Source organism: Saccharopolyspora sp. NPDC049357 (genome assembly GCF_040677225.1).
Classification (GTDB): Bacteria; Actinomycetota; Actinomycetes; order Mycobacteriales; family Pseudonocardiaceae; genus Saccharopolyspora.
On sequence record NZ_JBFAQJ010000043.1, the window covers coordinates 46332 to 56987 of the forward strand.

At 71.5% G+C, this 10656-nt stretch carries 12 protein-coding genes; 7 read left to right on the forward strand and 5 right to left on the reverse strand.

The features are described from left to right. Nucleotides 1-2: 2 nt before the first annotated feature. From AB0J91_RS27450 to AB0J91_RS27470, 5 genes are all read left to right on the forward strand, one after another. Nucleotides 3-671: a response regulator transcription factor gene (locus AB0J91_RS27450; RefSeq protein ID WP_363788897.1), complete on the forward strand. Its 669-nt coding sequence runs from the start codon at nt 3-5 to the stop codon at nt 669-671. 147 nt (nt 672-818) lie between these two features. Then, nucleotides 819-1529 carry an alpha/beta fold hydrolase gene (locus AB0J91_RS27455; protein WP_363874452.1) on the forward strand — a complete coding sequence of 237 codons (711 nt, stop codon included), beginning with the start codon at nt 819-821 and terminating at the stop codon, nt 1527-1529. A gap of 11 nt (nt 1530-1540) precedes the next feature. Next, nucleotides 1541-1822 (forward strand): muconolactone Delta-isomerase family protein, encoded by a 282-nt coding sequence (locus AB0J91_RS27460; RefSeq protein WP_363874455.1) that lies wholly within the window; start codon nt 1541-1543, stop codon nt 1820-1822. Beyond that, on the forward strand, nt 1819-2172 hold the full coding sequence (gene ligA / locus AB0J91_RS27465; RefSeq protein WP_363874458.1) for a protocatechuate 4,5-dioxygenase subunit alpha: 354 nt from the start codon (nt 1819-1821) through the stop codon (nt 2170-2172). The genes AB0J91_RS27460 and ligA overlap by 4 nt, the downstream gene beginning before the upstream one ends. Then, the gene (locus AB0J91_RS27470) at nt 2165-3019 is read left to right on the forward strand and encodes a class III extradiol dioxygenase subunit beta (RefSeq protein WP_363874461.1); all 855 of its coding nucleotides are present in this window, start codon (nt 2165-2167) and stop codon (nt 3017-3019) included. The genes ligA and AB0J91_RS27470 overlap by 8 nt, the downstream gene beginning before the upstream one ends. A 39-nt stretch (nt 3020-3058) precedes the next feature. On the opposite strand, the gene AB0J91_RS27475 is transcribed toward AB0J91_RS27470, so the two are convergent. After that, nucleotides 3059-4312 (reverse strand): amidohydrolase, encoded by a 1254-nt coding sequence (locus AB0J91_RS27475; RefSeq protein ID WP_363874464.1) that lies wholly within the window; start codon nt 4310-4312, stop codon nt 3059-3061. Nucleotides 4313-4479: 167 nt separating this feature from the next. Between AB0J91_RS27475 and AB0J91_RS27480 the strand changes: the two genes are divergently transcribed. Continuing rightward, nucleotides 4480-6399, forward strand: a complete 1920-nt coding sequence (locus AB0J91_RS27480) for a primary-amine oxidase (protein ID WP_363874467.1) — start codon at nt 4480-4482, stop codon at nt 6397-6399. 1 nt (nt 6400) lies between these two features. On the opposite strand, the gene AB0J91_RS27485 is transcribed toward AB0J91_RS27480, so the two are convergent. Next, nucleotides 6401-6610 carry a DUF2277 domain-containing protein gene (locus AB0J91_RS27485; RefSeq protein WP_363874470.1) on the reverse strand — a complete coding sequence of 70 codons (210 nt, stop codon included), beginning with the start codon at nt 6608-6610 and terminating at the stop codon, nt 6401-6403. A gap of 76 nt (nt 6611-6686) precedes the next feature. On the opposite strand from AB0J91_RS27485, the gene AB0J91_RS27490 reads away from it, so the two are divergent. Next, nucleotides 6687-7475 (forward strand): MBL fold metallo-hydrolase, encoded by a 789-nt coding sequence (locus AB0J91_RS27490; RefSeq protein ID WP_363874473.1) that lies wholly within the window; start codon nt 6687-6689, stop codon nt 7473-7475. Nucleotides 7476-7484: 9 nt separating this feature from the next. On the opposite strand, the gene AB0J91_RS27495 is transcribed toward AB0J91_RS27490, so the two are convergent. The 3 genes from AB0J91_RS27495 to AB0J91_RS27505 form a co-directional block, all read right to left on the reverse strand. Further along, a complete protein-coding gene (locus AB0J91_RS27495) occupies nt 7485-8552 on the reverse strand; it encodes a DUF418 domain-containing protein (protein ID WP_363874476.1) in 1068 nt (355 codons plus the stop codon). Between the two features lie 104 nt (nt 8553-8656). Continuing rightward, nucleotides 8657-9334: a response regulator transcription factor gene (locus tag AB0J91_RS27500; protein ID WP_363874479.1), complete on the reverse strand. Its 678-nt coding sequence runs from the start codon at nt 9332-9334 to the stop codon at nt 8657-8659. Further along, nucleotides 9331-10533, reverse strand: coding sequence for a histidine kinase (locus tag AB0J91_RS27505; RefSeq protein ID WP_363874482.1), 1203 nt, complete (start codon nt 10531-10533; stop codon nt 9331-9333). Before AB0J91_RS27505 ends, AB0J91_RS27500 begins: the two co-directional genes overlap by 4 nt. Nucleotides 10534-10656: the final 123 nt, after the last annotated feature.

The following is a 10656-nucleotide window of genomic DNA, read 5'->3' on the forward strand; positions in this document are numbered from 1 at the left end:
AGATGATCGCGACCGATGTGGTGCGCGTGCTGGTGGTCGACGACCACGCGATCGTCCGCCGGGGCCTGCGCGCCTACCTCGACGCCGAACCCACCCTGGAGATGCTGGGTGAGGCGGTCGACGGGCAGGACGCCGTGGCCCGGCTGACCCAGTGGCACGTCACCGGAGCCCGCATGCCCCACGTGGTGCTGATGGATCTGCAGATGCCGAAGATGGACGGCGTCGAAGCCACCCAGGCCATCGTCCGGGCGCATCCCGAGCTCAAAGTGGTGGTGCTGACCAGCTTCGGCGAGGCCGAACGCGTGCACGCCGCGCTGACCGCCGGTGCCGCCGGCTACGTCCTCAAGGACGCCGACACCGACGAGGTCGCCACCGCCATCCACGCCGCCGCAACCGGCGAGGTCCACCTCGACTCGGCCGTGGCCCGCCTGCTCGCCCGCCGCATGGCGGCACCCAAGACCGGCCTCACCTCGCTGACCAGCCGGGAGCGCGAAATCCTGGTCCTGGTGGCCCAGGGCCTGTGCAACCGCGAGATCGCCGAACGCCTGGTCATCAGCGAACGCACCGCCCGCACCCACGTCAGCAACCTCCTCGGCAAGCTCCAGCTCTCCTCCCGGACCCAAGCAGCCCTCCTCGCCATCCGGGAGGGACTGGTCTCCCCGCCCACCTGACTCGGGCTGGGAAGGGACGGATGTCTCGGTCCGGTCGGTGCCTCGCGGCGGGTGCTGTGCCGTCAGCGGTCGGATCTGCGGGAGCGGGCGGGTTCGTAGGTTCGTGGGCAGAGCGGGCATCCGACTGGTAGGGGAGAACTCCGGGACATGGACGGAACTTTCGTGCTGGTGCACGGGGCGTGGCACGGCGGTTGGTGTTGGGACCGGGTCGCACCGCTGCTGCGGGCCGCCGGGCACGAGGTGCACGCGCCGACGCTGACCGGGCTCTCCGAGCGCTCCCACCTGCTCTCGCCGCAGGTCGGGCTGGACACCCACACCGAGGACGTCGTGCGCCACCTCGACGTGCTCGGGCTGCGCGACGTGGTGCTGGTCGGGCACAGCTACGCCGGTCAGCTCGTCAGCGCCGTCGCCGACCGCAGGCCCGAGGTGGTGACCCGCAGGGTGTACCTCGACGCGTTCGTCGGCTCCGACGGCGAGGCGGCCGGCGATCTGCTGCCCGACCAGGTGCGCCACCACTGGGCCGAATCGGCCATCACCGACGGCTTCGGCTGGATGGTTCCCCCTCGCTCCCTGTCCGTGCTCGGCGTCAGCAAACCCGACGACATCGACTGGCTCACCCCGAAGCTCACCCCGCACCCCTGGAAGACGTACACCGACCCGCTGCGCCTGACCGGAGCCGAGGCGGACGTGCCCGCGGTGTTCGTCGAATGCGTCGACTGGATGCGGGTCTTCCGCGCGCACGCCGCCCGCGCGCACGCCAGGGGCTGGCCGGTGCACGAGCTCAAGACCGGCCACGAAGCCATGGTCACCGCCCCCGCCGAACTCGCCGATGCGCTCATCGCAATCGCCCGGAACTGACGGGAGAACCCGTGGAATTCCTGGTCCGCTCCGAGAACCGGCTTCCGCCGGACACCCCCGAGGAACGACGCGCCGAGCTCAAGGCCGCCGAACGCGCCCGCGCGATGCACCTGCGCGAGCGGGGAATCCTCAAGCGCCTGTGGCGGGTGCCGGGCCGCAACGCCACCGTCGGCCTCTACGAAGCCGACGACCCCGCGCAGCTGCACGAGGCGTTGATGTCGCTGCCCCTGTCGCCGTGGCTCGACGTCACGGTCGAAGCCCTGGCCACCCACCCGCAGGAGAGCGGCGCATGACCGAGATGGACGACATACCGGGAACGTTCGTCTTCAACGGGCACGCGGCCCGCCGCGGGTACCGGCTCAACAAGATGCTCATGACCTTCCGCGACCCCGCCGCTCGGCAGCGGTTCCTCGCCGACGAGCCCGCCTACTGCGACGAGTTCGGCCTCACCGGCTCCCAGCGCGACGCCGTCCTCGACCGCGACTGGCAGGCGCTGTGCGAGGAGGGCGGCAGCATCTTCTACGTCTTCAAGCTCGCGATGGTCGACGGCAAGTCCATGCAGCACCTCGGCGGTGCGTTCACCGGGATGACCGAGCAGGAGTTCGTGGCCATGATGCGCGCAGGCGGGAGGACCGGTGGCTGAGGTGATCTGGGGTTTGGCGACCTCCCACGTGCCCTCGATCGGCGCCGCCATGGACGGCGGCAAGACCCAGGACCCGTACTGGAAACCGCTCTTCGACGGCTACCGCCCGGCCCGCGAGTGGATGGCCGAGCGCACCCCGGACGTGGCGCTGGTGATCTACAACGACCACGCCAACGCACTCGACCTCGACGTGGTGCCGACCTTCGCCATCGGCACCGCCGAGACCTACCGGGTCGCCGACGAGGGCTTCGGCCCGCGGCCGGTGCCCGACGTCGCCGGTGCCCCGGAGCTGTCGCTGCACCTGCTGGAAAGCCTCGTCGACGACGGCTTCGACATGACCGCGCTGCAGAGCCTCGACGTCGACCACGGCTGCACCGTCCCGCTGTCGGTGTACTGCCCCGACCCGGGCGAGCAGTGGCCGTGCGCGGTGGTTCCGCTGCTGGTCAACGTCATCCAGTACCCGCAGCCCACGGCCGCCCGCTGCTACGCCCTGGGCGAGGCGATCGGCCGCGCCCTGCGGGCCTACCCGCCGGACGTCACGGTCGCGATCTTCGGCACCGGTGGGATGTCGCACCAGCTGGCCGGGGCGCGAGCCGGGTTCATCAACCCCGAGTTCGACCGGATGTTCCTGCGCGAGATCGAGACCGATCCCGAGCACCTGGCGGGCCTGTCCCGCGCCGACTACGTCCGCGAGGCCGGTTCCGAGGGCTTCGAGCTGGTCATGTGGCTGATCATGCGCGGCGCCCTGTCCCAGCAGGTCCACCGCGTGCACGACACCTACCACGTCCCGGCCTCCAACACCGCCGCTGCGCTGGCGCTCTTCGACAACCGCCCCTCGCCGAGTTGATCAGCCGTTGGAGGTGGACATCGGCCGCAACCGGAGACGTCAGCCGAGCCAGAGCGCGGCCGCGGTGACCAGGGCGGACGACGCGCGCAGCAGGGTGGGGTCCAGGCCGGTCGGCACGAACTCGGGCGAGTGGTTGCCGGGCGCCTTGCCGGCCGCCACCGCCGCGTTCGGCTTCGCCGGATCGGCGTAGAGCGCGGGGTCGAAGCCGCCGAAGTTCCAGAACACCGACGGCACCCCGGCCGCGGTGCCGAACGCGCCGAAGTCCTCGCTGCCGGCCTTCGCCTGCGGCGTGTGCACGAACTCGTCACCGAATTCCCCGGCGAAGGCGCCGGAAACCCGGAGCGCGGCGTCGACGTCGTTGACCAGCAGCGGGAACGCGTTGATCGGCTCGACGTCGGGTTCGCGGGGCGCGCCCGCCGCGGCGGCCTCGTGGCGGACGATGCGGCCGATGGCCGCCAGGACGGTCTCCCGCACCTCCGGGTCGAAGGTGCGCACGTTGAGCTTGAGCTCGGCGGTTGCGGGGATGACGTTCTCCTTGCCGCCCGCGTGCACGGCGGCCACGGTCACCACCGCGACGTCCTCGGGGGAGATCTCCCGCGCCACCACGGTCTGCAACCGCAGCACGATCGAGGAGGCGATGACGATCGGATCGACCGTGGCCTGCGGCTGCGCGCCGTGCCCGCCCCGGCCGTGCACCGTGACCCGCAGGCTGTCGGCGGCGGCCATGAACACCCCGGGCCGCATGTAGAGGTGTCCGCTCGGGGCCGAGGCGATGTGCTGGCCCAGGGCCACGTCGAAGGTGGGGAAGCGGTCCAGGAAGCCGTCGTCGATCATCGCCTGGGCTCCGCCGCCGACCTCCTCGGCGGGTTGGCACACCGCCAGAACCGTTCCCGACCAGGCGTCTCGCCGCGCGGCCAGCTGCTGGGCCGCACCGATCAGCGCCGCCATGTGCGCGTCGTGCCCGCAGGCGTGCATCACGGGTGACTCGTTGCCGTCGGCATCGACGCCGACGGCCGTGCTGCGGTAGGGGACCTGCTCGACCTCGCGCACCGGCAGCGCGTCCATGTCCGCCCGCAGCAGCACGCCCGGCCCGTCGCCGTTGCGCAGCACGCCCACGACGCCGGTCCCGCCGACCCCGCTGGTCACCTCGTAGCCGGCGGTCCGCAGGCGCTGCGCCAGCACCCCGGCGGTGCGCTCCTCCTGGAACGACAGCTCCGGGTTTCGGTGCAGGTCCTCGTAGAGCTCGCGGACACCTGCGATGCGGTCTTCCAACCCGGCCAGCAGCCCGGACATACCCGCTCCTCCCGTCGTGGGCGACGGAGCCAGCCTCGCACCTCGCACGCGCGAGGCGAAGTGGCGGCCCGCTCATCGGGGGATCGGCCTCGCCTGCGTGGGCCACGAGCGCCATGCTGGTGGTGGCCTGCCGCCGCCGGACCGCCGGCCGCTCTGGGGAGGGAAGCATGACCATCGCGGAACAGCCCGCCACGACGACCACGCACCCGCTGGACCCGATGACCGCCGAGGAGGTGACCGTGGTCCGAGCGGCGCTCGACGACGCCGGGCTGCTCGGCGAGAGCGTCCGGTTCACCTTCGTCGCGCTCGAAGAGCCCGACAGGGAAGCGGTGCTCGCCCACCGACCCGGCCAGGACGCGGACCGCCGGTTCCGGGCGGTGCTGCTGGACCTGGCCACCGGCGTCTCGCACGACACCGTCGTCTCCGCCACTCGCTCCACTGTGGACTCCGCGCGCCGGCTGGACCCGGCGGTGGACGGGCAGCCGCCGATCATCGACACCGAGTTCGAGCTGGTCGAGGAGATCGTCAACGCCGACGAGCGCTGGACATCGGCGTTGCGCAAGCGCGGCATCGACCCGGCCACGGTGCGCGCGGCGCCGCTGTCGGCGGGCGTCTACGACGAGCCGGGGGAGCGGGGCGAGCGCATCATCCGGTCGCTGGGCTTCCAGCAGTTCCACCCGGCGGACCACCCGTGGGCGCACCCGGTGGACGGGCTGTGCGCCTACATCGACCTCACCAACCGCGAGGTCACCCGCGTCATCGACCACCGCGAACTCCCGGTCCCGCAAGAATCCGGCAACTTCGACGACCCCGACGTCACCGGGCCGGCCCGCACGAGCCTGCGACCCATCGAGATCACCCAGCCCGAAGGACCCAGCTTCAGCGTCGAGGGCCACCGCGTGCGCTGGGAGAACTGGGACCTGCGACTCGGTTTCAACGAGCGCGAAGGGCTCACCCTGCACCAGGTCTCGTTCCACCAGCGGCAGGTGCTGCACCGCGCATCGATCGCCGAGATGGTGGTGCCCTACGCCGACCCGTCGCCGGTGCGGTTCTGGCAGAACTACTTCGACTGCGGCGAGTACATGTTCGCCCGCTACACCAACTCGTTGGAACTGGGCTGCGACTGCCTCGGCGAGATCCACTACTTCGACGCGGTGGTGGCCGACGACTTCGGCAGGCCGCGCACCATCCGCAACGGCATCTGCATGCACGAAGAGGACTGCGGAGTGCTCTGGAAGCACACCGACGTGTTCACCGGCTCGCAGGAGACCCGGCGGCAGCGCCGGCTGGTGATCTCGTTCTTCACCACCGTCGGCAACTACGACTACGGCTTCTACTGGTACTTCTACCTCGACGGCACCATCCAGCTGGAGTGTAAGGCCACCGGCATCACCTTCACCGCCGCCTACCCCGACGAGGGCCACGAGCACGCCACCCAGATCGCCCCTGGCCTGGGCGCCCCGTTCCACCAGCACTTGTTCTGCGCCCGGCTCGACGTGGCCGTGGACGGCCGGCACAACGCCGTGGAGGAGGTCGAGGCCGAACGCGTCCCGGTCAGTGAGACCAACCCGTTCGGGAACGGGTTCCGGGCCAAGAGGACCCGGCTGAGCACCGAGAGCCGGGCCGCCCGGCTCGCCGACAACTCCCGGGCCCGGACCTGGCACATCGTCAACCCCGGCAGCCAGAACCGCTACGGCGACAACGTCTCCTACGTCCTGCACCCCGAAGGCCGGCCGGTCATGCTCGCCGACGAGTCCGCCTCGGTGCACGCCCGGGGAACCTTCGCGACCAAGCACCTGTGGGTCACCCGCTACCACCCCGAGCAGCGCTACCCGGCCGGCGACCTGGTCAACCAGAACCCCGGAGGCGCAGGCCTACCGGCCTGGACGGCGGAGGACCGCGACATCGACGGCCAGGACATCGTCGTCTGGCACACCTTCGGGCTCACCCACTTCCCGCGGCCCGAGGACTGGCCGGTCATGCCCGTCGACCGCGCGGGGTTCACGCTCACGCCGGTGGGCTTCTTCGACCGCAACCCCACCCTCGACGTTCCGCGCTCGACCGGCGCCGACTGCCACGGGAAGTGATCTAGTGGCCTCTGACCTGCAATGAGCCGAGGAGCTTCGCGGTGGCCCGTTCGATCTCGTCCACCGCCTGGTCGAAGCTCTCGGCGTTGTGGGCGGCCGGCGCCCGGAACCCGGAGATCTTGCGGACGTACTGCAGGGCGGCCGCCCGGACGTCGGCGTCGGTGACCTGCTCGGCGTAGGGCGGGCGGAGGGTCTTGATGCTGCGGCACATGCCCGCATTGTCCGCCTCACCTCCGACAGCGACCAGCGGTAGTTTGGTCCGGGCGCCGACACCGGGGAGGGACGACATGGGGCTGCCGATCTGCGCGACCTGCGGGATGCAGTACGCCGAGGCCCGCGAGGACTGCCCGATCTGCGAGGACGAGCGCCAGTGGGTCCCGCGCGAAGGCCAGCAGTGGACCGACCTGGACGCCCTCCGCGCGGAGCGCAGCGCCGTGCTGCGCGACGAGGGCGGCGTGCTCGGCATCGGCTGCGAACCGAAGTTCGCCATCGGTCAGCGCGCGCTGCTGGTGCGCACCGGCGCGGGCAACGTCCTCTGGGACTGCACCGCCTACCTGGACGACGAGATCGTCAGCGCCATCGACGACGCGGGCGGTCTGATCGGCATCGCCATCAGCCACCCGCACTACTACACGACGATGATCGAGTGGGCCCGCACCTTCGACGTGCCCATCCACCTGCACGAGGCCGACCGGCAGTGGGTCGGCCGCCCGGACCCGGCGATCCGGTTCTGGAACGGCACGACCCACGAGATCCTCCCCGGTCTGACGCTGATCAACCTCGGCGTCCACTTCGCGGGCGGCACGGTCCTGCACAGCGCCTCCGGGAAGGGTTCGCTGTTCAGCGGCGACATCGTCCAGGTCATCCCGGACCGCACGCACGTCGGTTTCATGTACAGCTACCCGAACCTCATCCCGGAACGACCCAGCGTGGTCCGGCGGGCCGCCGAGCTCCTCGACGAGCTCACCTTCGACTCCCTGCACGGGGCCTGGTGGGACACGGTGATCCCCACCGGAGCCCACGAGATCGTCCAGCGCTCGGCAGCCCGCTACCTGCGGTTCGTGCGCGAGGAGTGAGGCGCGGACCTACGCGGGCGCGCTGCGCAGCGGCATGACCTTCCACCAGGTCGCGCTGCGCAGCGCCCACTCCGCGGGGCCGTACCGGAAGTGGCCCAGCCACCAGTGGCTGAAGGCGGCCTGGACCGCGAGGACGATCAGCGCCAGCAGCAGCGCGGTGGTCCAGTCGCTGGATTCGCGGAGGCCCAGCGGACCGGCCGCTGCGACGACCAGGAGCGTGGCGGTGAGGTAGTTCGTCAGCGCCATCCTGCCGAGCGGTTCCAGCAGCGCCGCCAGCGGTCGTCCGACCCTCGTGCGGAGCACGAGCAGGAACGCCGAGGCGTAGGCGACGGCGCCGAGTGCACCGGCCGCCGCCGTGATGCGGGTCGTCAGCGGACCGTCCGGCGGGTACACCAGCTGCGCCCAGACGGCGGGCACGCTCAGCAGCACCGCGATGGCCAGCACCGCGGCGAGTTGTCCGGGACGGCGGTGGACCGTCCGCGCGATCCCGGTCCGGGCGCACGCCAGTCCCAGCAGGAACAGCCCCGGGATGCTGAACATCCCGCCCGACACCACGGTGAACCCGGCGATGGCGGCGAGAACGCTCGCAGGAACCAGCACCCCGGTCGGCAACCACGACGCGGGCAGCAGGACCAGCAGCCCGAAGATCGCGTAGGGCAGCAGCGCTTCGCCGGGCTGCAGCACGTGGTGGGCCGCGCCGAGAAGCCCGAGGACGAGCAGCCTGCGCGCCAGCATCAGGCGGGGACGGCGGGAGCGCTGCTGGGCGCCGTCCAGGAACAGCGAGAAGCTCAGTCCGAACAGGAACGCGAACATCGGGTAGAAGTGCTGCTCCACCAGCATCCCGAGGCCGTTCGAGATGAGGTTCGACGCGCCGTACTCGGAGCCGTGGGCCATGCGGGTGATCTGCGGGATGTTGACGAGCAGGATCCCGCAGAGCGCGAAACCGCGGAGAGCGTCCCACTCGGTGACCCGGCGCGGAGCCGCTCGGCCGCTACCGGTGGGAGGGCGGAAAGGGTGTGGATCGGGGGAGGTTCGGGCCACGACCGCCCGAGCGGATTCGCTTCCTGAGGTGCTCATGACCTCTACGGTGCACCGCGGGCGCAGCTCTCCGCCTCGGCCTGCGGGCCGATCTCCATCGGCCGAAAGTCCGGAATCCCGAACCCGGCCGGTCGTCCGAGGTCTCAGCCGGTCTGGTCGGCGGTGACGGCACCGGTCGACCACGCCCACGCCGCGATCTCCACCCGGTTGCGCGTCCCCAGCTTGGACTGGATGTTGGTCAGGTGGGTCTTGACCGTCCCGAGCGAGAGGTACAGCTCGGCGCAGATCTCCTGGTTGGTGCGGCCCACCGCCACCAGCCGCGCCACGCCCAGTTCGCGCTCGGACAGCACCGCGGGCGGCGTCCGCGTCTGATCCGATGCCTCCTGGGTTTCCAGCCGGTGCAGCAGCCGGACCGTCACCGCCGGTGAGATCAGCGCGTCCCCGCGGTGCGCGGCCTCCACGGCTTCGACCAGCAGCGCCGGGCTGGCGTCCTTGAGCAGGAACCCGCAGGCCCCGTTGCGCAACGCCGCGTGCACGTAGTCGTCCTGGTCGAAGGTGGTCACCACCACCACGCGCATCGGTTCGGTGGTCGCCGGGCCGGCCAGGACCCGGGTCACCTCGAGTCCGTCGAGCTCGGGCATCCGGATGTCGACCAGGCAGACGTCCGGGCGGAGCCGCCTGGCCAGGTCGACGCACTCGGCGCCGTCGGCGGCCTCGCCGACCACCTCGATGTCCGGCCGGGCGTCGAGGATCATCCGGAAACCGCTGCGCACCAACCGCTGGTCGTCGGCGATGAGCACTCGTGTCGGGGTGTCGCTCACGCCGAAGAGTCTGGCACGCCCAGAACCGGGAAGTCGGCGGCGATGCGCCATCCGCCGTCGGGCGTGGCGCCCGCCTCCATCGTGCCGTCCACGGCGGACACCCGTTCGCGAAGTCCGACGACGCCGAACCCGCCGTGGCCGCCCACGGGCAGCGCGGCCCGCTCGACCGGCTGGGTGTTGGCGACCTCCACGCGCAGCCGGTCGCCGGTCAGGTCGATCCGCACCGACACCACCGCGCCGGGGGCGTGCCGCCGCGCGTTGGTCAGCGACTCCTGCACCAGCCGGTGCACGGAGGTCTCCACCTCGGGAGCGAGCCGAGCGCTGCGAGCGGCGGCGGCGACCGACAGCGTCGCGCGCTGGTCCTCGCCGCTGCAGAAATCGCTGACCAGCGCGGCGATCTCGCTGAACAGCTCGCCGTGGCGCCGGGGCGGGCCGTCGACCTCCCGCAGCACCCGGACCAGCCGCCGCATCGAATCGAGCGTCTCGGTTCCCGCGTCGTGGATGTCGCTCAGGATGGAGTTGATCTTCTCGGGTGCCGTGTCGCGGATGGCGCGCGCCGCGTTGGCCTGCACCACGATCCCGGTGACGTGGTGGGCGACGAAGTCGTGCAGGTCGCGCGCCAGTTCCAGGCGTTCGCCCTGACGCACCGACTCCACCGCGCGGGCCCGGCGGGAGTCGAGGACGCGCAGGTAGCAGCCCAGGCCGATCACGCCGCCTGTGGCGAAGGTGAGCAGGAACGAGAAGGTGAGCACGGAGGTGAACTCCTCCGGTTCCCAGCCGAAGGTCCGCGCAGGTCCGGTGATCACGGCGAGGCCGAGCGGCAGCGCGACCAGCGGTACCGGGATCTGCCGGCACGCCCGGCCGAGCAGGATCAGCAGGCAGATCGATTCCAGCACGCCCCAGTTGCCCTCGACCTCGGTCGTCAGCAGCATCGTGGCGGTCAGCGCCAGCGAGCCGACCGCGGCGATCCAGGAACGCCGGTTCAGCGAGAGGAACCGGTCGGGGATGAACAGCAGCAGCGCCGCGAGGGCTCCGGCGACCAGCGGCGGGATCCAGTTGTTGTCCCCGTCGCGGATGCCGTCGGAGGACTCCAGGTCCAGCAACCACACGAGCAGCAGCGCCGCGCACAACCCGGCGGTGAGCGCGTGCCGGGCGGGGCGGGGGAGGGCACTGCCCTCGGCGGGAACCTCGTTGTGCACGTCGAAAGGCTATGACATGCGGATTCCCCGCCGGATCAGCCGCGCGGACGATGCGGCGGAGCGGGGATAGGGGACGTGGGCGGTGGCCCCTACGGGTGGTGTGGTAAGGGCGCGGCGTTGGGG

Excerpts from the sequence above, each read along its gene's own strand:
- AB0J91_RS27450 (WP_363788897.1), top strand. The coding sequence starts at position 3 with ATGATCGCGACCGATGTGGTGCGCGTGCTGGTGGTCGACGACCACGCG.
- AB0J91_RS27485 (WP_363874470.1), bottom strand. The coding sequence starts at position 6,610 with ATGTGCCGCAGCATCAAGACCCTCCGCCCGCCCTACGCCGAGCAGGTC.
- AB0J91_RS27455 (WP_363874452.1), top strand. The coding sequence starts at position 819 with ATGGACGGAACTTTCGTGCTGGTGCACGGGGCGTGGCACGGCGGTTGG.
- AB0J91_RS27475 (WP_363874464.1), bottom strand. The coding sequence starts at position 4,312 with ATGTCCGGGCTGCTGGCCGGGTTGGAAGACCGCATCGCAGGTGTCCGC.
- ligA (WP_363874458.1), top strand. The coding sequence starts at position 1,819 with ATGACCGAGATGGACGACATACCGGGAACGTTCGTCTTCAACGGGCAC.
- AB0J91_RS27495 (WP_363874476.1), bottom strand. The coding sequence starts at position 8,552 with ATGAGCACCTCAGGAAGCGAATCCGCTCGGGCGGTCGTGGCCCGAACC.
- AB0J91_RS27480 (WP_363874467.1), top strand. The coding sequence starts at position 4,480 with ATGACCATCGCGGAACAGCCCGCCACGACGACCACGCACCCGCTGGAC.
- AB0J91_RS27490 (WP_363874473.1), top strand. The coding sequence starts at position 6,687 with ATGGGGCTGCCGATCTGCGCGACCTGCGGGATGCAGTACGCCGAGGCC.